Genomic DNA, 25,995 nt, shown 5'->3' with positions numbered 1-25,995 from the left:
TGATAATGACAACATCGCAGAATGAATGGGACGCCTGGCTCTCGCAAATGGAACAGCTGCTGGCGCTGGAGCTGGACGATACGCGGCGCGCAGAACTCAGAGTGCAGTTTAGCCGCATTGCCGCCATGGCCGGGCCGTTGATGGCCTTTCCCCTCGACGAGCGCGTCGAAATCGCCGGAGTCTATAAAGCATGAAGCTGCCTGAAATGACCATTCACGAAATCCAGCGCGCGCTGGCCACCGGCGAACTCAGCGCCAAAGAGATCGCCCGCCACACGCTGGAGAATATCGCTCGCGTTAACCCGCAGATCAACGCCTGGACCCACGTCAGCGAAAAGCGCATGCTGGCTGAGGCGGAGAACATCGACACCCTGCGGCGGGAAAAAAAGCCCCTGCCCGCACTGGCAGGCGTTCCCTACGCGGTGAAAAATCTGTTCGATGTCGCCGGCCATACCACCCTTGCCGGGGCGCAGCTGTTGAGCGATCGCCCTGCCGCCGTAGCCGACAGCTGGGCGGTGCGCCAGCTGCACAGCGCGGGCGCATTATTATCCGGCATGCTAAATATGGATGCCTACGCCTACGGTTTTACCACGGAAAACAGCCACTACGGGGCGACGCATAACCCGCACGATCTTTCACAGATCGCCGGCGGCTCCTCGGGCGGGTCGGCAGCCGCAGTGGCCGCCGGGCTGGTGAATTTCTCGCTGGGCAGCGATACCAACGGCTCCATTCGCGTCCCGGCCTCGCTGTGCGGGATCTTTGGCCTTAAGCCCACTTTTGGCCGCCTGTCGCGCTCCGGCAGTCATCCTTTTGTCGCCAGCCTTGACCATATCGGTCCTTTTGCCCGCAGCGTCGGCGATCTTGCGGCAGTTTACGATGCGCTGCAGGGGCGCGATCCGAGCGATGGTTTTCAGGCCGATAAAGCCAGCGAGCGTACGGCTAATCTGCTGCCGCGTGGTCTCGATGGCCTGCGCTGCGCCGCGCTCGGCGGCTATTTTACGACATGGTGTGATGACGATGCCCGTGCGGCGGTTGCCAGCGTTGCCCACGCCCTTGAGGCGCATGAGGAGCTGATATTCCCGGAGGCCGAACTGGCCCGCTCGGCGGCGTTTATTATCAGCGCCGCCGAGGGCGGTAACCAGTACCTGCCCGCGCTGCGGAGCCAGCCCGAACGTTTTGAGCCGAACTCCCGCGAGCGGCTGCTGGCCGGCGCGATGATCCCCTCCGCCTGGTATCTCCAGGCTCAGCGCTTTCGCCGTTATGCGCAGCAGGCGTTCAAAGGCCTGTTCGCTCATGCCGATGTGCTAATCGCCCCGGCCACGCCGTGCAGCGCGACGCTCATCGGCGCGCAGACCATGGAGATTAACGGCCAGCTGCTGCCGATTCGCGCCAGCATGGGGATGCTGACCCAGCCCATCTCCTTCCTTGGCCTGCCGGTCGTCACGGTGCCGCTGCGCACGGCGAACGGTCAGCCGATTGGCCTGCAGCTGATTGCCGCGCCCTTTAATGAACAAGCCTGTCTGCGCGCGGCGCGGGCGCTGGAAGAGATGGGCATCACCGACGCCCGCCCGGTGGAGATCGCCGCATGATGAGCCCAGAACAGATTAATCGCCCGTTGGTTCTCGCCGAGGTGACGGCGGCGTTTTACCGCTATGAGGAAGCGCTGGTGAGCAACGACATCGCGGTGCTGGATGAGCTGTTCTGGCACGATAAGCGCACGGTGCGGCTGGGGGCCGGGGAAAATCTTTACGGCATCGATGAAATCCGCGCCTTTCGCGCCGCCCGTCCGGCAGCGGGTTTGCAGCGCGAGCTGCGGCATACCATCATCACCACCTTTGGCGAGGATTACGCGGTGTGTAGCACCGAATTCACCCGCGCAGGCAGCGAGCGCATCGGTCGCCAGCAGCAGACCTGGGTACGCTTCCCCTTTGGCTGGCGCATCGTCGCCGCTCAGGTCAGTTTGATGAGTTAAGCCCTGCGCATTTCCCGGTATCCCCCGGGTTGCGCTGCGCTTACCCGGGCTACGGGTCCGCAAACGTCTGCGATCCGGTAGCCCGGACAGATGCGCAGCATCGCCTCCGGGAAATACGGCCACTCTGCGCGATGCTCCCGGGTTGCGCTGCGCTTACCCGGGGAACGACTTTACCCCCTGAACGGATGAACGTCGCGCCAGTGGTCGGCAATCTGCTGACGGGTACAGACCCAAACCTGGTCGTGCTGCTGCACATAATCAAGGAAGCGCTGCAGCGCCCGGAAGCGGCCCGGGCGCCCCAGCAAACGACAGTGCATACCGATGGACATCATCTTCGGCGCGCTGGCCCCCTCCGCGTACAGCACATCGAAGCTGTCTTTTAAATAGGTATAAAACTGCTCGGCGGTATTGAACCCCTTGGCAGTGGCGAAGCGCATATCGTTAGCGTCGAGAGTATAAGGCACGATCAGGTGCGGCCTACGCGAACCGTCGCTACAGGCCACTTCGCTCCAGAACGGCAGGTCGTCGCCATAATAGTCGCTGTCGTAATCAAAACCGCCGTGCTCCACCACCAACTGGCGGGTATGGGGGCTGTCGCGCCCGGTATACCAGCCGGTGGGCGGTTTGCCAAACAGGTCGGTTAATACCTGCACGGCTTTATGAAGATGCTCCCGCTCCTGCTCGATAGGCATATTCTGGTAATGAATCCAGCGCCAGCCGTGACTGACCACGTCATAGTTCGCCCTCTTAATCGCCTCGACCACCTCGGGATGCCGCGCCAGCGCCATCGCGACGCCGAACACGGTCAACGGCAATCCCCGTTTGCTGAACTCATTATGGATGCGCCAGAAACCGGCGCGGCTGCCGTACTCATACAGCGAATCCATCGACATATGCCGGTCAGGATAGCTGGCGGCGCCGATAATATCGGACAGAAACTGTTCAGAACCGGCATCGCCGTGCAGCACGTGGTTTTCCGAGCCCTCTTCATAGTTCAGCACAAACTGCACGGCGATGCGCGCGTTGTTCGGCCACCGCGCGTGCGGCGGCTGTCCGCCGTAGCCGCGCAGGTCGCGCGGGTAATCTTCTGCCAAAAATACCATCTGCCACCTCTTTCATTTAAAACGGGGTTAATGCCTGAAATTTGCCGCTCAACGCCTTGCTTTCCGGAAAGGCTAAATCGCCCTGCTTGCTGGTCGACAGGCCTAACGCCACCAGCGACTCAACCATTTTGACCGCCGCGCTGACGCCATCGATTACCGGTACGCGCAGCTCGCGGGTCAGCTCCTGAGCCAGCGTCGCCATCCCGCCGCATCCCAGTACGATAGCCCCGCAGCCGTCCTCCTTTAGCGCCTGAATACAGCGCGCGCGCACCTTCTCCTGCGCCAGACCACTACCGTCCTCCAGCGCCAGCACCGGTAAATCAATGGCGTGCAGGGCGGCGCAGTGGTGATGGAAACCGTACTGGTGCAGCAGATGACGGGCGATGATCAGGGTGCGCGGCAGCGTGGTCACGATGGAGAAACGGGTGGCCACCAGCGTCGCCATATGCATCGCCGCTTCGGCGATTCCCACCACCGGTCCCTGCGCCAGCTCGCGCGCCGCCAGCAGCCCGGGGTCGCCAAAGCAGGCGATGACATGACCATCAACGCCCTGCTGGCGACCGGCCTTAATTTGCTCGAGCACGCCGACAGCGGCGATGGCTTCATCAAAGTGGCCCTCTATCGAGGGCACCCCTTCGCCGGGGCAGACCGCCAGAATCTCGGTTCCCGGCGCGGCCACCGCCCGCGCGGCGGCGCCGATGCTTTCCGTCATGGCCAGGCTGGTGTTGGGATTGATCACTTGTATACAAACGGCGGCCATTACGGCTCCTTATAGCCGGCAAACAGCCGGGCAAAATCAGGCAGGGTCACGCCAGAACGCTCAAAGCAGAGACTGGCGACAATATGTTCAAAATGGTGGCTTAAGGCGTCGCTCAGGGGCTGCAGCGTTTTATCGCGCAGCAGCTGGATCAGCCGTTCGTGATCGTCGCAGCGGCAGCCCTGCCGCCACGGCGATCCCCACGCCGCGATAACTAATGAAGAGCGCTGGCTCAGGCGGGTCACCATCTCAGTGAGCACCTGATTGCCGGAGATCGCCTGCAGCTGAATATGAAACTCGGCGGAATAGCGAATCGCCGCCGGGCCGTCATGGCTTTCGTGGGCCAGCTGTTCCTGGCGGGTGATGGCTTCCAGCGCCGCCAGGTGCGGCGGCTGACAGCGGGCCAGCACATCCGGCAGGTTGGCCACTTCCAATAGCGCGCGGGTACGGAAGATCGCCTGCGCCTCTTCAACCGTCGGGCTGGCAACCTGTGCACCACGTTTGGGCGTCAGGATGACCATTTGCACGGTTGCGAGTCGCTGTAGCACTTTTCTGATCCCGGTACGGCTCACGCCAAACACCTCCGCCAGCGCCTCCTCCGGCAGTTTGCTGCCCGGCGGTAGCTGATGCTCGACGATAGCGGTCATCAGCGCCTGAAAGATGGACTCGTCTTTGTCATGCAGCTCTGGCGCGGCCTGCAGCCGTTGTTGGTTGTTCATTAACCACTCCAAATTTTACTTTTTGACACCGAATCGTATACATAAAACTGATTTCTTGTATACAAAATTAACTATTTGGCCCAAATCCTGCAACGACACCAGCAATCCATTTCAACGGGTGTTCATTTACAGGAGCAGGTTTCATGCCAAATACACAAGCGATGCATCAGGTTAAGGCCGCTGATCCCCACGCTGGATACAGCCCACGGCTTTGCAATGAGGATCTGGCGCCGACGCGCGACCAGAACTGGAGCTGGTACAACATCTTTTCTTTCTGGATGTCGGACGTGCACAGCATGGGAGGCTACGTGGTGGCGGCGAGCTTCTTTACGCTTGGTCTTGCGAGCTGGCAGGTGCTGCTGTGCCTGCTGGTGGGAATTTGTATCGTTCAGCTGTGCGCTAACCTGGTGGCAAAGCCCAGCCAGATGGCGGGGGTGCCCTACGCGGTGATCTGTCGTCAGGCGTTCGGCGTCTTTGGGGCTAATATCCCGGCGGTGATCCGCGGGCTTATCGCCTTCGCGTGGTACGGTATTCAGACTTATCTCGCCGCTAACGCGCTGATGCTGGTGCTGCTGAAGTTCTGGCCGTCGCTGTCGACCCTCACCGCATCCAGCTTCCTGGGCCTGTCGCATCTGGGCTGGCTCTGCTTCGCCACCATGTGGCTGCTGCAGGCGATGGTGTTCTGGCACGGGATGAACGCCATCAAGCGCTTTATCGATATCGCCGGCCCGGCGGTCTACGTGGTGATGCTGGCGCTGGCGGGATGGATTGTATACAAAACCGGTTTTGACGGGATCTCCTTTACCCTCGCCAGCAAATCGCTGAGCGCCGGGGAGCAGACCTGGCAGATGATCACCGCCACCGCGCTGGTGGTCTCCTACTTCTCCGGCCCGCTGCTCAACTTTGGCGATTTCTCGCGCTATGGCAAAAGCATGGGCGAGATCCGCCGCGGCAACCGCTGGGGCCTGCCGTTTAACTTCCTGCTGTTCTCCATCGTGACCGTGGTGATTGTCTCCGGCACGCAGTCGCTGTTTGGCCGCATGATCACCGACCCGATTGAGACCGTGAGCCGCGTAGGCAACGACCTGGCGGTCGCCATTGGCCTGCTGACCATGATCACCGCCACCATCGGGATTAATATTGTGGCCAACTTTGTCTCTCCGGCCTTCGATTTCTCTAACTGTTCGCCGCAGAAAATCAGCTTCCGCACCGGCGGGATGATTGCCGCCGTAGGGTCTATTCTGCTGACGCCGTGGAACCTGTTTAACTCGCCGGAGCTGATCCACTACACCCTCGACGTGCTGGGGGCGTTTATCGGCCCGCTGTTCGGCATCCTGATCGTGGATTTTTACATCATTAAGCGCGGGCAGGTTTCCGTTAACGACCTGTTTGACGACACGCCCAGGGGCCAGTACTGGTACCGCAACGGCTTTAACCCGAAAGCGATCGCCGCGCTGGTGCCCTCCGTCGCCATTGGCCTGATCATCAGCTTTATTCCGGCCCTGCACGAAGTGGCTAACTTTAGCTGGTTTATCGGCGTCTTCCTGAGCGGCGCGGCCTATCGCTGGATCGCCCGCGACGAACGCGTCGGCGCCACCGCTGGTTTCAGCCCTCTCGCCCAGAAAGAGTAACCCTGCATCCCCGCCGCGGCGTCACGTCGCGGCGACTTTCCGCCCGCACAACCTGGCATCAATCTTGCTCTATCCACCTATCCTTTCGCTTACCCACAGGGCAGCTATGATGTTTGACTACCATGCCGCGGTTCGCGGCGCATTTTTCGATATCGCCGAGGTTGCCGAGAGCGCCGACGATATCGCCCGCCAGGCGCGCTATCTGGAGGATGGCGTGCTGTTTCTTCGCGACGGACGCATTCAGGCGCTGCTGCCGTGGCAGGAGGGCGAACGCTTTCTGCACCCGCAGAAGGGCTATCGCGACCTGCGCGGTAAGCTGCTGCTGCCGGGCTTTGTCGATGCCCACGTCCACTATCCGCAAACCGAGATGATCGGCGCATTTGGTGAGCAGCTGCTGGAGTGGCTCACCACCTATACCTTTCCGGTGGAGAGCCAGTTTGCCGATGCCGACTACGCCGCGGAGATCGCGCAATTTTTTGTCAACCAGCTGCTGAGCCACGGCACCACCACCGCGCTGGTCTTTTGTACGTTGCACCCTGAATCGGTGGATGCCCTGTTTAACGAAGCGCTGCGCCTCAATATGCGCCTGATCGCCGGGAAAGTGATGATGGACCGCCACGCACCGGAATATCTGAGCGAAAGCGCGGAGCAGAGCTACCGGCAAACCCGCGAACTGATTCAGCGCTGGCACCAGCGCGGCCGTCTGGGATACGCCATTACGCCGCGCTTCGCGCCGACCTCAACGCCGGAGCTGCTGGCGGCGGTGCAGCAGCTCCGGGAAGAGTTTCCCGATACCTGGCTGCATACCCACCTGAGCGAAAACCTCAATGAAGTGGCGTGGGTTAAAAGCCTCTGGCCGGAGCATGAACACTATCTGGATGTCTATCATCACTATCGACTGACCGGCGAGCGCAGCGTATTTGCCCACGGTATTCATCTGGCGGATGCGGAGTGGCAGTGCCTGCACGAGACCGGTTCGGCGCTGGCCTTCTGCCCGACGTCAAACCTGTTCCTCGGCAGCGGGCTGTTTCGTTTACCGGCCTGCTGGCAGAACAAGGTGCGGATGGGTATCGGTAGCGATGTTGGCGCGGGCACCACCTTCAGTATGCTGCGCACCCTCGGCGAGGCGTATAAGGTCAGCCAGCTGCAAAGCTATCGTCTGCGCGCCAGCGAAGCGTTTTACCATGCGACCCTCGGCGGCGCGCGCGCCCTGCGCCTTGATGAGAAGATTGGTAATTTCCAGCCCGGTAAAGAGGCCGATTTTGTGGTTATCGACCCGGCGGTCACGCCGCTGCAAAGGTTACGCGGCGGGCGCTGCAAGGATATCTATGAGCAGCTGTTCGTCCTGATGACCCTGGGCGATGAGCGTAATATCAGCGAGACGTGGGTGAACGGCGAGCGCGTATGGGGAGATGCGGCTGCGGAGTAGTCCCTTTCCCGGAGGCGGCACGTTGTGCCTGTCCGGGCTGCCAGACCACAGGCAGTGCCGAACTCGTAGCCCGGACAGGCGCGCAGCGCCGCCTCCGGGGAAATTCAGAACCTGTAGCCCTGCCAGGCGTAGCGCCGCCGGGGCCATTTAGCTGCCGCGATAGGTGGACCAGCCGCCGGGGGCAATTAAAAACGGTAAATGATAGTGCTCATCAGCCTCCTCGCGGATGACGAAATCAATCTGCGCACTCAGGTAGAGCGTCTCGCGCCCGCCGGCGGCAAACCACGCGCCAATTTCCGCGCTTAACCGGTAATGTCCTGGCGCCAGCGGCCCGGCACCAAGTTCGCCAATGCGGCCGTTATCATCGGTGACGCCGCAGGCAACCTGCGCGCCTTCGCACTCCAGCGTAATCTTTACGCCCTGCGCCGGTCGGCCGGTGGAAATATCGAGAATATGGGTGCTTAAGGTGCTCATTCGCCAATCGCTCCTTTCAGTCTTAACAAGGTAATTTCGCCTAGCTGGGCTAACGCGTCCCGTACTTCTGCGCTATCGCTGTTGTGCAGCCGACGCGACAGCGCCGCCAGGATTTCCTCCCCGCTGCGCCCTTTGGCGCGAATCAAAAAGACCCGGCCAAACCTCGCCTCGTAGCGGGTGTTACCCTCTTTCAGCGCCTGCGCCAGCGCAGCATCACGGTCATCAACGCTCCCCTGCTCCTGGCGGGAGAGCGCCGCATGGGCCTGCTGCCCGGTGGGCTTTTCGCCGATACGCGGATGGGCGTTCAGCGCCTCAGCCAGCTCCGCTTCCCCCCAACCTGCCATCAGCCGCTGGGCGGCGTCCAGCAGTTCCGCGCGGCTGCGCCATGGCCGACCGGCTGCCAGCGTGGCCGCCCAGCCAGAGACGGCCACGCAGGGTTCCAGCACGGCGACGGCCTGTTCGCCGCTCAGCTGATTAAAGTGATTCAGCGCGATCATCAGTACTCCTTGTGGCCGCCGCCGCGGCCGGTTTCTCTTCCGGGATAATCAGATTCAGGACAATCGCCACCAGCCCGCCGCTGGTCGCCGCGGAACCGAACAGGTTGCCGACGATCGGCGGGAAGTGGGTCAGAAACGCCGGGACCGCTTCAATGCCGAGACCAAAACCAAAGGCCAGACCGACGATCAGCATATCGCGGCGGGTCAGCGGTTTCTGGATGATAATGCGGATCCCCGCCGCCACAACGCAGCCAAACATCACCATCGTCGCGCCGCCCAGCACCGGCGCCGGGATCTGGCGCAGTATCTCGCCGAACGGCGGAAACAAACCCAGCAGAATCAAAATCACCCCGATGTAGCGGCCAACGTAGCGGCTGGCGACGCCGGTCATCTGAATCACGCCGTTGTTTTGCGCAAAGGTCGTATTGGGGAACGCGCACAGCATCGCCGCCACCATGCAGCTGATGCCATTAGCCAGAATGCCGCCTTTCAGCCGTGAACGGAAGGCTTCGTTATCTATCGACTGCTGAGAGATGAGACAGTTGGCCGTCAGGTCGCCCACCGCCTCAAGAATGCACACCAGCGACACCAGGGCAATCGGCAAAAAAATGGCGCTGTTGAACTGGAAACCAAACGGGAACAGCTGCGGTAAGCGAAACCAGACATCGCCGACGCCTTTAAGCTGGAACGAGCCGCTCAGCGCCGCCGCCGCACAGCCGACGGCCATCCCCACCACCACCGACGAGAGGCGTAGCCAGCGGTTTTTCGCACAGCTCAGCAGAACGATGGTTCCCAGCGTAACCGCGCCGAGGGCAATATTGCTCGTGCTGGCAAAGGCTTTAGCCTGCTCACCGCCGCACCAGTTGATCACGCTGACTTTGATCAGGCTAATGCCGATCAGCGCAATTACGCTGCCGGTAATCACCGGGGTAAAAATACGCTTCAGCGGTTCAATAAAGCGGCTGACGAGGCAGGGCACCAGCGCGGCGACAAAGTTGACGCCAAACAGCATGGCCATAATATCCTGCGGCGTGCCGCCCTGCCCTTTTACCCACATACCGCCGGCAATCGCCACCCCGAGGAACGCAAAGCTGGTTCCCTGCATACAGATCATGCCCGCGCCGATCCCCCACAGGCGGTTGGATTGCAGGAAAGTGCCGATGCCGGAAGCCAGCAGGGACATGCTGATCAAATAGGGCAGCCACTCCCCCAGCCCCAGCGCCGCGCCGATAATCAGCGGCGGCGTAATAATGCCTACCAGCCCGGCGAGTACGTGCTGTAAGGCGCTAAAAAAGGCCGGGAGCGGCGGGATCCGCTGCTCAAGGCCGTACAGTAAGCCGCCGTTTTTTTCATCTGACATGATCGTTTCATCCCGTTGCGAATAAGCGTGCGGGAACGGGTGCACAAAACAGGCCAAACTCACTCACATCTGAGCAACATTTAATTTTATTCATTTTTTTCAAACAGATAACACATCATTTTCGCGACGTTCCCGCTATATGACCTCGGCGCGCCTATGAAACATTAGATTCTCAATTGCAAATTTAGAAATTATTGATTCATAAAAAGGCAATAAAAGCCGCTCTGCGCACCAACGTTGTGCAACCGCACGGTAGCGGGGAGCCCGAATCGGCGAAATCAGCGCCTGCGCCAAAGTGGTACGCAAATTGCTCAAGCCAATAACGACGTATGTAAAGGAGAAGGAAATGAAAGCATTAGTGATCGGCGGCGGAATCGGCGGCCTGAGCGCGGCGGTGGCATTAAAAAATGCCGGTATCCACTGTGAAGTGTTTGAAGCGGTGAAAGAAATCAAACCGGTGGGCGCGGCCATCTCCATCTGGCCTAACGGCGTTAAATGCATGAAGCATTTAGGCATGGGCGATATTATCGAAAACTACGGCGGACCGATGCATTTTCTGGCCTACAAGGAGTATCTGCGGGGAGAGACGCTGACTCAATTTAGCCTCGCTCCGCTGATTGCGCGCACCGGCGGACGCCCCTGTCCGGTTTCCCGCGCCGAATTGCAGCGCGAAATGCTCAAATTCTGGGGACGGGAGGCAGTGCAGTTTGGTAAACGCGTTACCCGCTGCGAAGAAAACGCCGACGGCGTTCGGGTCTGGTTTACCGACGGATCGATGGCAGAGGGCGATTTTCTGATTGCCGCCGACGGCAGCCATTCAGCGCTACGCCCGCACGTGCTCGGCTATACGCCGGAACGCCGCTACGCGGGCTACGTTAACTGGAACGGTCTGGTCGATATTGATGAAGCGATTGCGCCCGGCAATCAGTGGACGACCTTCGTCGGAGAAGGGAAACGCGTTTCGCTGATGCCGGTTTCCGGGGGGCGATTTTACTTTTTCTTTGATGTCCCGCTCCCGGCGGGGCTGGCCGAGGACCGCAGCACCCTGCGGGCGGATCTCAGCCGCTATTTCAGCGGCTGGGCGCCGCAGGTGCAGAAGCTGATCGCCGCCCTCGACCCGCAGACCACCAACCGTATTGAAATCCACGATATTGAACCGTTCGCCAAGCTGGTTCGCGGCAGAGTTGCGCTACTGGGCGATGCCGGACACAGCACCACGCCGGATATCGGCCAGGGGGGCTGCGCGGCGCTGGAGGATGCGGTGGTGCTGGGGGAGTTGTTCAGCCAGAGCCGCGATATCAGCGGGGTTTTGCGTCAGTACGAAGCGCAGCGCTGCGACCGGGTGCGCGACCTGGTGCTGAAGGCGCGTAAACGCTGCGATGTGACCCACGGTAAAGATATGGCGCTGACGGAAGCCTGGTATCAGGAGCTGAAATCCGAAACCGGAGAGCGAATTATCAACGGCCTGTGCGAAACCATTCAGGGCGGCCCGCTGGGGTAAAGATCCCGGCATCAGCGCCCTTCCCGGCTCGCGGCGTAAACGCCTTAGCCGGGCTACCGGTGAGCAGACGCCGGGGAACCCGTAGCCCCGGTCAGCTCGTAGCCCGGCTAAGCGCAGCGCGAGCCGGGAAGAAGCCACGCCGATGCATCACCCCGACACCGTCCCGGAGGCGGCGCTGCGCGCCTGTCCGGGCTACCGGATCGCAGACGCCGGGGAACCTGTAGCCCGGTCATACAGCAGCGCCACCGGGGAAGCTGGCCGCAGAGAATTGCAGGCCGGGCAGATTACGCAGACGGGAGGGAAGCCGCTGCCCCGCCCTGTATCGCCTCCATCACCGTGGTCAGCTTCTGGATCGCCATCTGCGCCGGACGTGAAAGCTGGCGCGATGGCGCGGCGCACAGAGCCAGGGTAAGCGGCCGCAGCAGACGGTTGCGCAGCGGGACAAATGCCAGCTGGCCGAGCGCGATCTCCTCCAGCACGTCCAGACGGCTGAGGAGGGTCACGCCGCCGCCTTTAAGCACCAGCGACTTAATCAACCGAATATCGTTGCAGCTGATGCTGTTCGTCGGGGAAAAATCATAATGGCGATAGAGCATCGCGACCCGCTCGTGGACGATCAGCGGCGCGCCGGGAAGAATATGCCGCTCCTCGCTTAGCTCACCCAAAGACAGCATCTTAGCCTGCGCCCGAGGGTGATCCGGACACATCACCACCCCCATCTCCAGTTCGGCAAAGGCCAGCACGCTAAGCCCCGCCTGGCCTTCGGGATCGAGAATCAGACCGAAATCGAGATCCGCCTGCCGTACCTTCTGGCTGACGCTATGACTATCCGCCACCTGCAGATCCAGTTCCAGCCATGGCCAGCTGCTGATAATGTCCGCCAGCGCGGCGGCAAAGCTCCCTTCCGCCAGCGCCTGCACCATGCCGAGGCTGACGGAGCCGCGTTTAAGCCCCTGCAACTCATCAAACTTTTGCCGCGTCAGCTGAAACTCCTTTTGCCAGCGCAGCAGATTGTCGTACAGCAGCTCGCCGGCGGTGGTCATGCGTAGCCCCTCCGGCAGACGCTCAAACAGCGGCGTGCCGAAATCCTCTTCCGCCTGCAGAATTTGCCGGTTGATAGCCGAAGCGGAAATATGCAGTTTCTCCCCGGCCCGCCGCAGGCTACCGCTGCGCGCCACTTCGGTAAAATAGATAGCGAAACGTGAAAATGGGCTCATCGTGGACCTGTTCTCTTTTTTGCAACAGCTGAATGAATTCTTGCTGATGGATGTCAACACCCTAATATGGCAACAATAAACTCACAACAATTAAACAAATATTTTTGTGAGCAGGAAGAGAAGCCATGAACAGACCACAACCTACCCCACCCGCCCACTGCACCTTTGCGCCAGAGGACTGGCTGCGCCTGGCAAAATGCTGGCACCCGGTTGCCCGCGCCTGCGATATTGGCCCCGCCCCGGTGAAAGCCACCCTGCTTGATGAACAGCTGGTCATCTATCGTATTAAGGGCCAGGTGGTCGTTGCACGCGACGTCTGCCCCCATCGCGGCGTACCGCTGACGCTCGGTTTTCACGATGAAGAGGGAATTGTCTGCCCGTACCACGGCCTGCGCTTCGGTGAGGATGGCCGCTGCAACCGTATCCCTTCCAGCCCCGACCAGCCGGTACCGGCGAAACTCAACCTCACCAGCTTTGCGGTAGAAGAACGTTATGGCCTGATCTGGACCTGCCTGGCCTTCGATCCGCAAGACCCGATGCCGCTGCCGGTGATGCCGCACTGGCACGACGATGGCTTTCAGCAAATCAACTGCCCGGCTTTTGAGGTCAACGGTTTTGCGGGTCGCCAGGTCGAGGGATTTCTTGATGTTGCCCATTTTGCCTGGATCCATACCGGGACTTTCGCCGACCCCAATAACCAGGTGGTGCCGGACTACAACCCGCAGGAGACGGCGTTTGGGTTTATCGCCGATTACTGGAGTTCAGTCGGCAACTATCCCGCCAGCACCGAATTTCGCGCGCCGGAAGGCTTCCAGTGGCTGCGCCATTTTGAAATGCATTTGCCGTTTACCGCCACCCTGACGATTCATTTCCCCGAGGACGCCAGGCTGGTGATTATGAACGCCGCCTCGCCGGTATCCTCGCGCATTACTCGTATGTTCGCGCCCATCGCGCGCAATTTCGATCTGCACGTACCGGTGGAAGACGTTCACGCCTTTAACCTGCGCGTCTTTGAGGAAGACCGCATGATGGTAGAGACCCAGCACCCGGAAAGATTGCCGCTGGATTTAACGCTGGAAGCGCATATTCCTGCCGACCGCAGCTCCATCGCCTATCGGCGCGGGCTGAAGAAAATGGGCTTCGGCGATTTTTTCCTCGTGTAAGTGGAGCAGCACTATGAATGAGGTATTACAGGTCATTGTCGACGGCCTCTGGCGTCAGGGAAGCCAGAGCCTCGCCGTCAGGCTGGTGGCGCCGGAGGGTCAGACGCTCCCTGCCTGGCAGCCCGGCGCGCATATTGACGTTCATCTGCCGTGCGGCATTATCCGCCAGTATTCGCTGACCGGCCCTGATAGCGTCGCTGACGGATATCTGATTTGCGTGGCCCTCGACAGCGCATCCCGCGGCGGCTCGCGCTACATTCATCAGCAGCTGCGCCCCGGCCAGACGCTGTTGATTTCCCCTCCGCGCAATCTGTTCCCTCTGCAGGCGGCGGAGCGGGTGACGCTGCTGGCCGCCGGCATCGGGATTACGCCGCTGTATGCCATGGCGCTAAGGCTGGAGGCAGAAGGCGTACCGTTTACCCTGCACTACTATCTTAAGAGCCGCGCGCGCGGGGCGTTTATCCGCGAACTGCAACAGCGATTTAGCGCCGAAAGCGTGGTAATTCACTGTTCAAGCGAAGGGCGCAGCGCCAGGCAAAACCTGGATGCGGCGCTGAATAGTGCACATGCCGGGCAGCCGATATATCTCTGCGGGCCGGCAGGATTTATGGCCGCCGCGCACCGGGTCGCCCTGGCGCAGGGATGGGCGGAAGCGCGGATCCACAGCGAAGCCTTTCAGCCTGTCGCTACGCCAGCGGCGTGCGCAGAGGAAAACACCTTTAACGTGATCCTTGCCTCCTCGGGCGAACGCTGGCCGGTACCCGCGCATAAAACCATCGCTCAGGTCCTCCAGGAGAACGGCATCGCCGTCCCCCTCTCCTGCGAAATGGGGATTTGCGGCGCCTGCCTGACGCCGGTTATTGAAGGCATCGTCGACCACCGCGATACCGTGCAGTCGGAGGCAGAGAAATCCGCCAGCGCGCAGCAGATAGCCCTGTGCTGCTCGCGCAGCCGATCAGCGAATTTGTGCATTGATTTATAGTCCAGCGGCGTTGGCCAGTGACCTGCCCGTAATACAATCAATCATAAGCCAGCGGGGGCACCGAGGGTTAATGACGAATAAGTACGATTTAACAGGCTCCATTGCCTCAAGCAATAATCTTATGAAGTAAAGGCGTTATCGCGATACATGAAAAACATCGCGGCTGGCGAATGTTGTATGCAGTATTAACGAAAACTCCACTGCACGCTGATGACAAAAACGGCCGGGAGAATAATTCCGCTTTCGATGCCGAAATAATCGGTAAAGTTATACTGGAGACCATGGTAAATATAGGGAGAAAATCCAATGCCGGTCGCATCTTTAAAATCCTTATATGAGCCATGGTCGCCGCAGTGCTCAAAAGCATCGAAGAAAAATTCGCCGACGTAGCCATAAATCCCCTTAAATACCCAGCCGTTGCCCAACGACGCCCAGTCGCGGCGTACCCCGAGCGCAATACAGCGATCGTCAAAGCTGTTTTTCATCGTCCCGACCAGCAGGCTGTACTTCGAATCCGCGGAGAGCTTGCGTTCAACCGAGGCAAACTGGTTATCAAAGCCCTCGGTGTACTGGCCGTGATTGTTTGACAGATGATAGATCCAGGAGCCGGTATTAACCGAATAAAGAGTGATTTCATCAGCCTCTGCGGCCGTCGACGCAGCCATCAGGGCAGCACTCGCCACGGCGATGGTTATCTTTGTGCCCATTAATATCATCCTCTGCTTGAGGTCGCCGCCCGGTAGGATAATCAGAGTATAGAAATCGTCGGTGGCCCCTGCCTGAGAAATGATAAATTTTCTGCAAAAAGATATTTAAATGTAGTTTTAAAGATGAATAATATTTAGATAGCGCATTTCGTCAGATAATTATGCCGCCAGAAAGCGAAAAAATCAGATATGATTATATTTCTCTGTTCGAGGATTGATTAAGGAGTCATAAAATACCTGGCGTGCCACCAGGCATTTTTTGCAATAGCATTAACGCTGGCAAATGTTAATCAGCAATTCCGCCATCCAGCGGTGGCTCCTCTCCTGGGCCGCCGTTTCATGCCATGAAAGATAGCAGGTGCGACTGTTCATTTCTAAAGGCAGCGGCAGCAGCTGGAGCGCAAACTGTTCTTCAAACTCTTTGGCCAGCCACTCAGGCGCGATGGCCACCATATTGGTTTGCGACACCACGCTCAGCACGCTGACCATGGCGTTTCCGTGGAATGCGACGCAGGCCTGCTGTTCCTCAGAGCTATACCAGGGATGGCTAAATGAGGCATAGCGATCCAGCGCGACGGTAGCGTGCTGCTCGCGATATATATCCTGCTCGGTCAACGGCGATGCAATACGCGGATGATTCCGCCTGGCCACCAGCACCATGCGATCGTTGAACAGCGGGATGCTGGTGAACTCCGGGTGGTTGAACTTGTTGTAATCGAGAACAAATTCAACTTCCTGATAGCGAAGCTGGTTGATGACCTGCTGGCTTAGGGTAGATTTAAAGGAGAGACTGACCCGAGGCGCAATCTCGCTCACTTTATTAAAAATAAGCGGTGTCAGATAGTTATCCAGCGGGCTACAGACGCAAAGATGGTAAATACGTTCGCAGTCCAGCGGATCGAACAGCGTATCCGGTAGCTCATTTTGCACCAGCTGCAGAGCGCGTCGAACCGAGCCGAATAGCTGAAAGGCGCGATCGGTCGGCTTAATCCCACGACCGTTGCGGACAAACAGTTCATCCTTAAACAGCACCTTGAGGCGCGATACCGCGCTGCTCACCGCTGGCTGAGACATGCCGAGCGTTTGTGCCGCCTTGGTTAAGCTTTGCTCTTGCATAACGGTATCGAAAATAGTCAGCAGGTTAAGATCGACTTTCCGTAATACGGGCTGCAGGACTTTCGGTTCAGAGGTTGGTTTAGATATTGTATTTTCACTCATGTAGGGAACTCCACCAGCACATTAATCAGCGATCCTGCTTCGTAACACTGAGACCTTTCGCCAAAGCAAAAAAACAGGCAGATAAATCATCATCGGCCACAGTAGCCATGTGTTATCGGTTTCCAGCAGCACGCTCAAATGGACGAAACTTATTAGTAAAATGGTAAACAGCAGAAGAATATGAAACGTGTTGTGTTTTCTGGAGAAAACGGCATAGCGGTAAAGCATTATTTTTCCTTTCGTTCACTCCTTGAACAAAAGAGAATACCATATAAAAAGTGGTGAAATTTCTGAAAAATACGCGACTTAATCCGAATAAGTTAATTCTCATTGAAATTATTAAGATGTTCTTAGGTAAATCGCAGAAAAAACCAAAATCCAGATATTAATTTACCGGCGGTAACCAATAATACTTTTCATTAACATTCCATCGCGATGAATAACTGACAACGGAAACTATTACACGCGTAATGGTCACCTTAATGCAGTAATAGTCATAAAGCGATTATCGGACTGTGATAAAGAAATCGTTAATTTCAGCGCTAGCGTCTTTAGTGCGCGTCATGACCGGGAAAGGCTGACGGACGGTCGGCGGTTGCCAGGTGTGCAATGTTAATCAGTGGGCTAAATCGGATTTGGGCCGCCATCGAGGCCTCGAACCCCGTTCCCTACAACGTACGTCGTTCGCTCTTCCTGATGAGCTAATGGCGGTCAGATGCTAATCGCTCAACGTCAGCAGCGGCGTGCCGATAACGATGAGCGGCGCGCATGGTATCGAGAATAATTAGCCATGTAAATAATATAAATGCATGAAATATCCCTGTGACAGCGCTATCTGCTGGAAAGTCGCCGCCCCGTTAAGCAGACAGACAAAACCTTACACGGTACCCTCTTGAACATTGATAAGTATTGTTTATGATCCTCGGTTCTGAAACGTACGGGTCACCTATGCGCAATCGTCAGCTTCCTGGAAAATGGTTTTTGGTATTGACTTGCCTGGTCATGGCTATTTGCCTTGTTCAGCGGGCGGTCTATGTACACCATTTTTTGGACAACGCCGCGCGCCAGGTTCAGGAACCCGCCGTCAGCGCGCTGTCGCAGCAGCCGTCAGCGGATGAAGCTGAGCAAGGGCCCTCTCCCTGTCAGCTGAGCGCCAAATCTCTACTCTGCGCGCAGCCGCTGTTCTTCGATGGCGCTTTACCGGCCATCATTCTGTTCCTTACTCTGCTTCAGCTGACTGCCGCGGCACGTGCCTGGGTCTTCTGGGACGATCCCGTTCGGCCGCCCACGCTACGAATTCATCTCAAAAACTGCGTTTTCCGTGAATGAAAAAATCGTTTTTTTAAACGATTAATTTTTTAATTCACGGAGAAAATAATGCTGAATATCTTCAGGGGCCTCGTCTTCCTGTTGCTGACCTGCGCGAGCGTTGCTCATGCGGCAGACACCGGATGGCTGACATCCCCACAGAACGACCACGCCCGGGTCCGCTTCCAGGCGGAGAAAGAGAACGATCGGATCGACGCCCTGCTCTCTATTGAGCTGGCTTCCGGCTGGAAAACTTACTGGCGCTCGCCGGGTGAGGGCGGCGTCGCCCCGCAAATCGTCTGGCATAACGGTGAACAGGCGCAGTGGTACTGGCCGGTTCCCTCAAGGTTCGAGATTTCCGGTCTGACGACCCAGGGCTACCATCAGCGGGTCGTTATCCCGATAATCATCACCGCCGTTCCCGGCGACCTGCTGGACGGTACGCTCACGCTATCCACCTGCAGCAACGTCTGTTTGTTAACCGACTACAGGCTGCGTCTGGATTTGAGTCAGCCCGCCACTGCCGGTTTTCAGGAGGCTTTTGCACAGGCGATGCGAACCATTCCGGCAGATAAAGGCGTGTCGGACGATCTCGCCGCGCATCGGGTCGGCAGCGACCTGGTGATAACCGCCACCACGGTCGGTGAGTGGAAAAACCCCGCTATCTTTTTTGATCCCATGGAGGGCGGGATAATCGCTGGCGCTCCGCGCCTCCGTACCGAGGGCGCCAGCCTCAAGGTAACGGTACCGGTAACCGATGAATGGGGGGAGGAGCCCGCAACCCTTGCGGGGAAAGCGCTGTCGTTGGTGCTGACAAATGGCGCAAAGGCGCAGCAGACCAGTCTGACGATCGGCGCAGATCTTGCGCCAACCTCAACGGTTAGCCTCTGGAAGATGCTGCTTTTTGCCCTGATCGGCGGATTAATTCTTAACCTGATGCCCTGCGTGTTGCCGGTAATGGGCATGAAGCTCAGCGCCGTGCTGCAGTCCGGGTCAGATAAGCGCGCGATCGGGCGGCGTTTTCTTGCTACCAGCGCAGGTATTCTGACCTCATTTGTCCTGCTGGCGCTGATGGTAACGATACTGAAGCTTACCGGCGCGTCCCTGGGCTGGGGGATCCAGTTCCAGAACCCCTGGTTTATCGGCTTAATGATTGCCGTTACGTTTATCTTTTCGCTCAACCTGTTTGGCGTCTTCGAGGTGCTGCTACCGTCATCAGCCGTTAACCGGATGGCGACCGCCGGCGGCACCGGCATGGCGGGCAGTTTCTGTGAAGGCATTTTTGCCACGCTGCTGGCGACCCCCTGCTCTGCCCCCTTCCTGGGGACCGCCGTCGCTTTTGCGCTTGCTGCCCCACTGCAGGAACTGTGGCTAATTTTCCTGGCGCTCGGGCTGGGTATGGCCATCCCCTGGCTATTCGTCGCCCTGTTGCCCGGGTCGGCCGCTCTGATCCCGCGCCCCGGTCGCTGGATGAATTCACTGAAAATGGCGCTCGGCCTCATGATGCTGGCCTCCAGTTTTTGGCTGACGACGCTGCTGGGCCTCCATCTGGGTGAGACCCCCGGCGGCATTATTGCGCTGGTTCTTACCCTGGCGGCGCTGGCCGCCCTACGGGTAACCCATAAGCGTACGACATCTGCCTTCTGGCTGGTGATTATTGCGCTGGCGGCGTTTGCCGGCTTCCAGCTTCGCGGCCTGCTGGCAGGGGAGCCCGCGCGCGCTACCACGGAGGCAATGGCTCAGCCGATCCGCTGGCAGCCCCTTAGCGAGGAGGCTATCCAGAACGCGCTGGCGGCGGGCAAACGGGTCTTTGTCGATATTTCGGCCGACTGGTGCGTGACGTGCAAAGTGAATGAACATCGGGTATTAAATCAGCCCGCCATCATTAGCGCGCTCTCCCAGCCCGACGTAGTAGCGCTGCGCGGGGACTGGAGTCTGCCCTCCGAACCGATCGCCCGTTTCCTGCAAAGCAGAAATCGCTACGCCATTCCGTTTAATCAGGTCTACGGCCCAGGCCAGCCGCAAGGCGACATACTGTCGCCGCTGCTCGATAAACAAACCATCCTCAACGCCCTCAGCCGTGCCAAAGGTTAATTTACGATGAAAAAAACGCTGCTTGCTTTCACTCTTCTTTCGGCCTCTTTGCCGACACTGGCATCTTCGCCGCTTACCCCTGCGCAGGAGGCTCGCGTCCAGGCACTGGTGCAGGAGACGCTGCTTAATCATCCCGAAATCTTGATCGCCGCCGCCGAAAAGCTCGATCGGCAGAATGCCCTTGCCGGGCAGGAACAGCTTCAGCAGGTTCTTACTCAGTACGGCGATGTTATCTTTCACGATCCCAACTCGCCGCGTATCGGCGCGCAGCGACCGAAGCTGACGCTGGTCGTTTTTACGGATCACAACTGCCCGTATTGCAAAAAGTTTGACCCGTATCTGCAGAAGATTGTCGAGAAATATCCGGATGTTGCCGTGGTCTTTAAATTTCTGCCCTGGCGTTCTGAAAGTTCGCTGACTTCGGCAAGGGCTGCGCTAACTCTGTGGCGTGCGCATCCTGAACAGTTTGTGAAATTTAACCATATCCTGATGGCAAAAAAGGGATATCACGACGGCGCCAGCATTGAGCAAGCCAAGACGAAGGCCGGGGTCAGCGTAGCAACGCCGGATGAACAAAGCCTGGCGACGATTAAGCAAAGCCTGCTGGTGGCCGAAAAGCTCGGCATTCAGGGTACGCCAGCCACAATCGTTGGCGACGAGATGCTGTCGGGCTGGATCCCCTGGGAGCAATTTGACGCCATGGTCAGCGACGCGCTGAAAAAACAGTAACCCTCTCCGGGGGGCCCCCGGAATTCAGAGGTAATGTGATGAAATATATTCTACTGCTGGCGGCCTGGATAATGCCGGGCCTGGCATCTGCCGGGGAAGCTCTCCCTCAGATAGTGAAAAATTTTGGCGAACAGCAAGGGATCGCCATGATTAAAGAGATCGATTCGCCCGGCGGGGTAAAAGGGTGGATCGGCCAGTATCAGGATATGGGGGTGACCCTGTTTTTGACGCCGGACGGAAAGCACGTGATTTCTGGATATCTGTATGACGAAAAAGGTAAAAACCTTAGCGAGGCCTATTTTCAGGAAGCCATCTATACCCCTTCAGGCCGCAAAATGTGGCAGACGCTGAATAATGCTCGTCCGCTGAAGGAAGGCGCGGATTCGGCTGCCAGAAAAATCATTGTCTTTGCCGATCCTTTCTGCCCCTGGTGCAAAGCGTTCTGGTCGGCGGCGCAGCCGTGGGTAAAAGCGGGCAAGGTCCAGCTAAATACCCTGCTCGTTGCTTTTCTCAATCCGAAAAGCGGCAGATACGCAACGGCGATCCTGAACGCGCGCGATCCGGCCGCCGCGTGGCGAGAGTATGAGCTTTCAGGCGGCAAAAAAGTGCCGCATTTTGAGGGCGTTACTCCACGCGACACCTTTAATCTTCTTCAGCATCATCAAAAACTGATGGATGATTTGGGCGCCAGCGCGACGCCGGCTATTTATTACATGAATGAGCAGAACGAGCTCCAGCAGGTCATCGGCATGCCCGACGAACAGCAGCTGCGGGAGATGTTCGGGCCAGCGCCCTGACAGATAAGGCGCTCTGCGGGGCGCCTTGCCAACCCAGGCCAGAGTTCGTATTTTATGGCCTGTTCTGCCCGTTTGGGTCTTCAACGCTTGAGTTAATGAGGGATAATGGAACGCTTATTTGTCTACGGCACGCTGCGCCCGGGCCACTCTAACGCCCATATTATGGACAGCATTGGCGGAGAGTGGCAGCCAGGCTACGTCACCGGCACTTTTTATGAACGCGGCTGGGGAGCGGCGGCAGATTTTCCGGGCATTGTTCTCGACAAAAACGGCCCCCGGGTGCCCGGCTTTCTGTTTCTGTCGGCAAATCTCGAGGCCCATTGGGCCATGCTGGATGCGTTCGAAGAGGGCTACGATCGCGTTGCTGTTGAAGTCACCACCGATGAGGGTCAGCGAGTGACCGCCTGGACCTACCAGCTACAGCCGAAGAGGATCCCGTAGACGATTTCGCCCCGCACAGCGATTGCCGGCGGGGCATCGACCGCGACTAACTCAGGCATCGCGCCAGCCCATTGCCGGCGCAACGTGCTTCAGAATCGACTCAATGACATGCGCATTATATTCCACGCCCAGCTGGTTCGGTACCGTCAACAGCAGCGTATCCGCTTCGGCGATGGCCTCATCCTGTTTCAGCTGCGTGATGAGCTTGTCCGGCTCTGCGGCGTAGCTGCGACCGAAAATAGCGCGGGTTTTCTCATCGAGGAAACCGATCGAATCACTCTCGTCACGGCCTGAACCGAAATAGAGACGATCGCGATCGTCCATCAGGGCGAAAATGCTGCGGCTAACCGAGACGCGCGGCGTACGGGTATGGCCCGCCTGTGCCCAGGCTTCGCGATAGGCGCGGATCTGTTTCGCCTGCTGAATGTGAAACGGTTCCCCGGTTTCATCATCCTTCAGCGTCGAACTTTGCAGGTTCATACCCAGCGTTGCCGCCCACTTCGCGGTAGCATTCGAACCGGCGCCCCACCAGATTCGTTCGCGCAGACCTTCGGAATGCGGTTCCAGACGCAGCAGCCCCGGCGGGTTGGGGAACATAGGCTGCGGATTGGGTTTCGCAAAACCTTCTCCGCGCAGGACGTCCAGCAGCACTTCGGTGTGACGACGCGCCATATCCGACTCGTTTTCGCCTTCGCCCGGGACGTAACCAAAATAGCGCCAGCCATCAATAACCTGCTCCGGAGAGCCGCGGCTGATACCCAGCTGCAGGCGGCCACCGGAGATGAGGTCCGCCACACCCGCATCCTCTGCCATATACAGCGGGTTTTCATAACGCATATCGATCACGCCGGTGCCGATTTCAATTTTTTTGGTTTTCGCCCCTATCGCAGCCAGCAGGGGAAACGGGGAACTGAGCTGGCGAGCAAAATGATGCACCCTGAAATAGGCACCGTCCGCGCCCAGTTCTTCGGCGGCGACGGCAAGGTCGATGGATTGTAACAGCGCATCAGCGGCTGAACGCGTTCCGGACTGCGGCGACGGCGTCCAGTGACCAAATGATAAAAAGCCAATCTTTTTCATGACGAAGTTTCCTGGTTTGCAGGGAGTCGTCGGTAGAGCGCGCCTTATGACAAGCGTGTCTGCCGCGTATCCCACTACTCTACGCGTAACCAGGTGAGAATAAATATCGTTTGTTTAACCGAATGCTTCAAATAAATTGATAAAGCTATTTGCCGCCTCCCGGCCATGGGCCGTCCTTCAGAGGCCGAAAATCGCTTCAATTTCAATTTTAAGGTCGGGTGAAAAGAGGCGGCTGACTTCAACGAGAGAGCTGGCAGGCAGGTGGTCACCGTAGTTTTGATAAAGAACCCGGCGTAATGCGTCGATCTCAGCAAATGAGGTTATAAAAATAGTGACTTTAATCAGGGATGAAAAATCAACGCCTTCTGCGTCAGCGACGGTTCTGATCTGCTTAAAGATCTCCTCCGCCTGGGCGGCGATGCTCCCCTGCTGCGCCTGCGTGCCGAACGCGGTTAACCCTGAAATATAGAGCGTGTTTCCGTGCGTTACCGAGTGAACGTAGGGAGCCTTGACTTCACCCAGTTGAGGATAATTTTTCCGTACCACCTTGCTCATGCTGACATCCTTATTTAAGAGGAAACGAGTCGCCATCCTAACATGCTTTAGCTAAGGCATTCAGTATGTCTCCTCCTGGCAAAAAATAGCATTACAGCCCTTATCTATGCTCTCTTCGCAGCCTGGCAAGGCGTTGCTACGGTACCGATATCGTTGCAAAACGGATCGCATAATGGCCGTGATGACTAGCGTTGATGCCGCGCCATCGCGGAGAATTTAAGGCAAATATCCTGCACTTTGACGCTTATTGCATATACTTCAATGGCAGGTTGCGCTTCTTTAAGACGTTGCCGCTACGGTGGAGGCATCCTGCACTTATCTATATTGGATATTGGATTATTGGGTCTGATGAAAATATTAATCATGAAGCAGTAATGGAGGTATGGAACGATGGGATTATTAAGTTTTGTGAAAGACGCGGGCGAGAAAATCTGGGATGCAGTTTCTGGCGGCAGCAAGGAAGATCGGGCCGAAAAGCTGAAAAAACACATTGATAACCTTAACCTGCCCGGCGCTGAAAAAGTGAATATTGATGTCGCGGACGATGGCACCGCAACGATAACGGGCGACGTCGGCTCGCAGGAAGATAAAGAAAAAATTCTGGTGGCGGTGGGTAACGTCACCGGGGTAGGCCAGGTCAATGATAGCGTTAATGTGACGCAGAGCGGAGCGGAAAGCCGTTATTACACGGTGAAATCCGGCGATACCCTGAGCGCCATCTCAAAAGCGATGTACGGCTCGGCTAATGACTATCAGCGTATTTTTGAAGCCAATAAACCGATGCTGACGCATCCCGATAAGATCTATCCGGGTCAGGTGCTGATTATCCCGGCGAAGCAGTAAGTTATTTCGCGAAGCTTCCGTCAGTTCACTCACCACACTTCGTTAATTACCGGCCGGTTTGCTGGTCGGTAATTCACTCTCAGCCATGTGAACGTTTATGAGGGCATTCTGCCTGGCAGCATCGCAGGCCGCTTGAGTGGCCGGGAGAGATAATTTTTTTGTCAGTTAGGGATGGCTTCTGCCACGGCGAACCGCAGCCGTCGAGATGGCATAATCGATGCCCTCTCCTCTCATGGTCATCGTTCTAAAATATCTCTTTATCGCACAGAATAACTTTCGTCGCCGCTGGACCTTTATCACCGCGATGTATGGCGAATTCAACTTTTTGCCCTTCAAAGAGGGTATTAAAGTTATCGCCGTGAAGCGCTGAGTAGTTAACGGCGATATCTTTGCTGCCATCAAGAGGAGAGATGAAACCAAACCCCTTCGATTCATTATACCACTTCACCAGACCTTTAATTCTTGAGGACATACTCCCTCCAGTTACACAGCATGAAATTGAGAGAAACGTACAGGATCAAATTTTGGACTCAAAAGGAGGGGATATCAGCGATAGCGCCTGGTCATGAGAACTGCTCAGTAGAGTTTGATGTTCGTTTATCGCGCACAGATTAGGCCATTAATGCACGGATAGCGATAATAAGCAAATCAATTTTTAGCCATCCAGATATCCTGGCGCAGCAAAAAAGCTTTATCAGGATATTTACCTGGAAATAAGTCTTGCTATCTATAGTGATGTGTGTGACTAATGAGGGGTCGGTTTAGCATACAGACATAATAAAGCGGTTTAGTAAAGCAGTCCTCATCTTAAGTGTTATCCGTTGATAATTCTTCCTTTTGAGTCTCCTTATCGTTATTAATTAGATTCTGTGCGAAAACCCTTTTCGCCGTAAGGCTCAGATATGTTGAGGTATTATCAATGTCTAACAAAATGACTGGTTTAGTAAAATGGTTTAACGAATCAAAAGGTTTTGGTTTCATCACTCCGGACAACGGTAGCAAGGATGTCTTCGTCCATTTTTCTGCTATCCAGAGCGGTGGCTTTAAGACCCTGAGCGAAGGCCAGAAAGTCGAATTCACCATTGAAGATGGCCAGAAGGGTCCTTCAGCGGGTAACGTCTACGCTGTTTAAAGCGCGCTCCTGCTTTAATGACCCTGACATCACGTCGGGGTTATTTATAATGAGAGTTTTTGAGATAATCGCGTCATTTTGCTATTTTCATGCTTTCGATACCCCCCCCAAATGACGCCCCCCGAGTATTGCTATAACCCCTCCCACTGGTATATCTCTTTGCAACAATGAATGCTCCCGTTTAGAGTCGTAATACCTTAAGCCACCGGCAAAGTACGCAAACCTCGTTTTAAATTCACTGCGGGCGACCTCAGCAATTAAAAAGATAAGAGAGTACAGTGCGTATC

General features: G+C 57.3%; 26 protein-coding genes and 1 pseudogene. 15 read left to right on the top strand and 12 right to left on the bottom strand.

Features of this window, described 5'->3' with window-relative positions:
* Positions 1-5 precede the first annotated feature (5 nt).
* The 3 genes from hpxX to hpxZ are packed head-to-tail and all read left to right on the top strand — an operon-like array spanning position 6 to position 1,971.
* Positions 6-194 (top strand): oxalurate catabolism protein HpxX, encoded by a 189-nt coding sequence (gene hpxX, locus IAE27_RS09715; RefSeq protein ID WP_004100898.1) that lies wholly within the window; start codon positions 6-8, stop codon positions 192-194.
* Entirely contained in the window at positions 191-1,588 is a 1,398-nt protein-coding gene (locus IAE27_RS09710) for an AtzE family amidohydrolase (RefSeq protein ID WP_115239709.1), read from the top strand. The genes hpxX and IAE27_RS09710 overlap by 4 nt, the downstream gene beginning before the upstream one ends.
* Entirely contained in the window at positions 1,585-1,971 is a 387-nt protein-coding gene (gene hpxZ, locus IAE27_RS09705) for an oxalurate catabolism protein HpxZ (RefSeq protein WP_004100894.1), read from the top strand. Before IAE27_RS09710 ends, hpxZ begins: the two co-directional genes overlap by 4 nt.
* A gap of 170 nt (positions 1,972-2,141) precedes the next feature.
* Here hpxZ and puuE read toward each other — a convergent pair whose 3' ends face one another.
* From puuE to IAE27_RS09690, 3 genes and pseudogenes are all read right to left on the bottom strand, one after another.
* Positions 2,142-3,074 (bottom strand): allantoinase PuuE, encoded by a 933-nt coding sequence (gene puuE / locus IAE27_RS09700; RefSeq protein ID WP_200092357.1) that lies wholly within the window; start codon positions 3,072-3,074, stop codon positions 2,142-2,144.
* Between the two features lie 40 nt (positions 3,075-3,114).
* Positions 3,115-3,834, bottom strand: a pseudogene (gene hpxA / locus IAE27_RS09695) (allantoin racemase); the annotation flags it as partial.
* Positions 3,834-4,550, bottom strand: coding sequence for a GntR family transcriptional regulator (locus IAE27_RS09690; RefSeq protein WP_004100889.1), 717 nt, complete (start codon positions 4,548-4,550; stop codon positions 3,834-3,836). The gene IAE27_RS09690 and the pseudogene hpxA, both read right to left, overlap by 1 nt.
* A gap of 143 nt (positions 4,551-4,693) precedes the next feature.
* On the opposite strand from IAE27_RS09690, the gene IAE27_RS09685 reads away from it, so the two are divergent.
* Together IAE27_RS09685 and guaD are read left to right on the top strand one after the other, a co-directional pair.
* A complete protein-coding gene (locus tag IAE27_RS09685) occupies positions 4,694-6,181 on the top strand; it encodes an NCS1 family nucleobase:cation symporter-1 (RefSeq protein WP_023320685.1) in 1,488 nt (495 codons plus the stop codon).
* Positions 6,182-6,290: 109 nt separating this feature from the next.
* Complete coding sequence (guaD, locus tag IAE27_RS09680) at positions 6,291-7,610, top strand: guanine deaminase (RefSeq protein ID WP_032704642.1); 1,320 nt, start codon at positions 6,291-6,293, stop codon at positions 7,608-7,610.
* A gap of 147 nt (positions 7,611-7,757) precedes the next feature.
* Here guaD and uraH read toward each other — a convergent pair whose 3' ends face one another.
* From uraH to IAE27_RS09665, 3 genes are read right to left on the bottom strand one after another with little or no spacing between them, the layout of a single operon-like run.
* Positions 7,758-8,084, bottom strand: a complete 327-nt coding sequence (gene uraH / locus IAE27_RS09675; protein WP_004100883.1) for a hydroxyisourate hydrolase — start codon at positions 8,082-8,084, stop codon at positions 7,758-7,760.
* The gene (gene uraD, locus IAE27_RS09670) at positions 8,081-8,581 is read right to left on the bottom strand and encodes a 2-oxo-4-hydroxy-4-carboxy-5-ureidoimidazoline decarboxylase (RefSeq protein WP_017146163.1); all 501 of its coding nucleotides are present in this window, start codon (positions 8,579-8,581) and stop codon (positions 8,081-8,083) included. The genes uraH and uraD overlap by 4 nt, the downstream gene beginning before the upstream one ends.
* Positions 8,559-9,941 (bottom strand): nucleobase:cation symporter-2 family protein, encoded by a 1,383-nt coding sequence (locus tag IAE27_RS09665; RefSeq protein WP_200092351.1) that lies wholly within the window; start codon positions 9,939-9,941, stop codon positions 8,559-8,561. The genes uraD and IAE27_RS09665 overlap by 23 nt, the downstream gene beginning before the upstream one ends.
* A gap of 346 nt (positions 9,942-10,287) precedes the next feature.
* On the opposite strand from IAE27_RS09665, the gene hpxO reads away from it, so the two are divergent.
* A complete protein-coding gene (hpxO, locus tag IAE27_RS09660) occupies positions 10,288-11,442 on the top strand; it encodes an FAD-dependent urate hydroxylase HpxO (protein WP_004100871.1) in 1,155 nt (384 codons plus the stop codon).
* A gap of 284 nt (positions 11,443-11,726) precedes the next feature.
* On the opposite strand, the gene hpxR is transcribed toward hpxO, so the two are convergent.
* Positions 11,727-12,659, bottom strand: coding sequence for a LysR family hpxDE operon transcriptional regulator HpxR (gene hpxR / locus IAE27_RS09655; RefSeq protein ID WP_070557408.1), 933 nt, complete (start codon positions 12,657-12,659; stop codon positions 11,727-11,729).
* A gap of 125 nt (positions 12,660-12,784) precedes the next feature.
* Between hpxR and hpxD the strand changes: the two genes are divergently transcribed.
* Positions 12,785-13,822 (top strand): molybdenum cofactor-independent xanthine hydroxylase subunit HpxD, encoded by a 1,038-nt coding sequence (gene hpxD / locus IAE27_RS09650; protein WP_070557409.1) that lies wholly within the window; start codon positions 12,785-12,787, stop codon positions 13,820-13,822.
* A gap of 13 nt (positions 13,823-13,835) precedes the next feature.
* Positions 13,836-14,804 (top strand): PDR/VanB family oxidoreductase, encoded by a 969-nt coding sequence (locus tag IAE27_RS09645; protein WP_064351920.1) that lies wholly within the window; start codon positions 13,836-13,838, stop codon positions 14,802-14,804.
* A gap of 185 nt (positions 14,805-14,989) precedes the next feature.
* On the opposite strand, the gene IAE27_RS09640 is transcribed toward IAE27_RS09645, so the two are convergent.
* Both IAE27_RS09640 and leuO read right to left on the bottom strand, forming a co-directional pair.
* The gene (locus IAE27_RS09640) at positions 14,990-15,469 is read right to left on the bottom strand and encodes a hypothetical protein (protein WP_162556136.1); all 480 of its coding nucleotides are present in this window, start codon (positions 15,467-15,469) and stop codon (positions 14,990-14,992) included.
* Positions 15,470-15,781: 312 nt separating this feature from the next.
* Positions 15,782-16,729 carry a transcriptional regulator LeuO gene (gene leuO / locus IAE27_RS09635; RefSeq protein ID WP_004100865.1) on the bottom strand — a complete coding sequence of 316 codons (948 nt, stop codon included), beginning with the start codon at positions 16,727-16,729 and terminating at the stop codon, positions 15,782-15,784.
* A gap of 948 nt (positions 16,730-17,677) precedes the next feature.
* Here leuO and IAE27_RS09630 point away from each other — a divergent pair.
* From IAE27_RS09630 to IAE27_RS09610, 5 genes are all read left to right on the top strand, one after another.
* Positions 17,678-18,058 (top strand): hypothetical protein, encoded by a 381-nt coding sequence (locus IAE27_RS09630; protein ID WP_200092348.1) that lies wholly within the window; start codon positions 17,678-17,680, stop codon positions 18,056-18,058.
* Between the two features lie 48 nt (positions 18,059-18,106).
* Positions 18,107-20,131, top strand: a complete 2,025-nt coding sequence (locus IAE27_RS09625; protein WP_200092345.1) for a protein-disulfide reductase DsbD family protein — start codon at positions 18,107-18,109, stop codon at positions 20,129-20,131.
* 6 nt (positions 20,132-20,137) lie between these two features.
* Positions 20,138-20,860 (top strand): DsbA family protein, encoded by a 723-nt coding sequence (locus IAE27_RS09620; RefSeq protein WP_024273993.1) that lies wholly within the window; start codon positions 20,138-20,140, stop codon positions 20,858-20,860.
* Between the two features lie 38 nt (positions 20,861-20,898).
* Positions 20,899-21,657: a thiol:disulfide interchange protein DsbG gene (dsbG, locus tag IAE27_RS09615; RefSeq protein ID WP_004100860.1), complete on the top strand. Its 759-nt coding sequence runs from the start codon at positions 20,899-20,901 to the stop codon at positions 21,655-21,657.
* A 105-nt stretch (positions 21,658-21,762) separates the two neighbouring features.
* Positions 21,763-22,098, top strand: a complete 336-nt coding sequence (locus IAE27_RS09610; protein ID WP_024273992.1) for a gamma-glutamylcyclotransferase family protein — start codon at positions 21,763-21,765, stop codon at positions 22,096-22,098.
* Positions 22,099-22,149: 51 nt separating this feature from the next.
* Here IAE27_RS09610 and IAE27_RS09605 read toward each other — a convergent pair whose 3' ends face one another.
* Entirely contained in the window at positions 22,150-23,178 is a 1,029-nt protein-coding gene (locus IAE27_RS09605) for an LLM class flavin-dependent oxidoreductase (protein WP_154022813.1), read from the bottom strand.
* Positions 23,179-23,355: 177 nt separating this feature from the next.
* Positions 23,356-23,733 carry a RidA family protein gene (locus IAE27_RS09600; protein ID WP_023320678.1) on the bottom strand — a complete coding sequence of 126 codons (378 nt, stop codon included), beginning with the start codon at positions 23,731-23,733 and terminating at the stop codon, positions 23,356-23,358.
* A gap of 390 nt (positions 23,734-24,123) precedes the next feature.
* On the opposite strand from IAE27_RS09600, the gene lysM reads away from it, so the two are divergent.
* Positions 24,124-24,576, top strand: a complete 453-nt coding sequence (gene lysM, locus IAE27_RS09595; protein ID WP_004100853.1) for a peptidoglycan-binding protein LysM — start codon at positions 24,124-24,126, stop codon at positions 24,574-24,576.
* Between the two features lie 244 nt (positions 24,577-24,820).
* Here the strand turns inward: lysM and IAE27_RS09590 are convergent, their stop codons facing one another.
* Positions 24,821-25,048, bottom strand: coding sequence for a cold shock domain-containing protein (locus IAE27_RS09590; RefSeq protein WP_004100846.1), 228 nt, complete (start codon positions 25,046-25,048; stop codon positions 24,821-24,823).
* A gap of 447 nt (positions 25,049-25,495) precedes the next feature.
* Between IAE27_RS09590 and cspA the strand changes: the two genes are divergently transcribed.
* Positions 25,496-25,708, top strand: a complete 213-nt coding sequence (gene cspA, locus IAE27_RS09585; protein WP_004100844.1) for an RNA chaperone/antiterminator CspA — start codon at positions 25,496-25,498, stop codon at positions 25,706-25,708.
* The last annotated feature ends 287 nt before the right edge of the window (positions 25,709-25,995 follow it).

It is taken from the genome of Klebsiella sp. S69, assembly GCF_016516145.1.
Classification (GTDB): Bacteria; Pseudomonadota; Gammaproteobacteria; order Enterobacterales; family Enterobacteriaceae; genus Klebsiella; species Klebsiella oxytoca.
Note: the sequence above shows the minus strand (reverse complement) of the source record. Positions and strands in the feature narration are given on the sequence as shown.